1 protein-coding gene is annotated in these 287 nt (G+C 68.3%); it reads left to right on the top strand.

Annotated features, from left to right (window positions below; translation table 11 throughout):
- Positions 1-287: GEVED domain-containing protein (locus tag WX88_RS31240; protein ID WP_046247522.1), on the top strand; the 287-nt coding region annotated here is incomplete at both ends.

The raw sequence follows: 287 nt of genomic DNA, 5'->3' as shown, positions 1-287 counted from the left end.
AAACCGTCGCCGCGGGCACCATTAGCAGCACCACGGCTGCGCAAACCGCTTCCTTCACCGTGCCCGCCGCGGCCCTGGCCGGCAAAACCCGCCTGCGCGTGGTCATGAGCGACAACGCCGGCACGACCAGCTGTGGTGCTTACAACTACGGCGAAACGGAGGACTATTCCGTGACCGTGACCACCAGCGGTGGTGGCACCACGCCCCCGCCCACCCCCCCCACCACGACGCTGCGTAACCCTGACAACCCCACCGGGGCGCTGGCCCCCGGCGTGAACTACAACTAC

It is taken from the genome of Hymenobacter terrenus, from assembly GCF_000972495.1.
GTDB lineage: Bacteria > Bacteroidota > Bacteroidia > Cytophagales > Hymenobacteraceae > Hymenobacter > Hymenobacter terrenus.
Note: the sequence above shows the minus strand (reverse complement) of the source record. Positions and strands in the feature narration are given on the sequence as shown.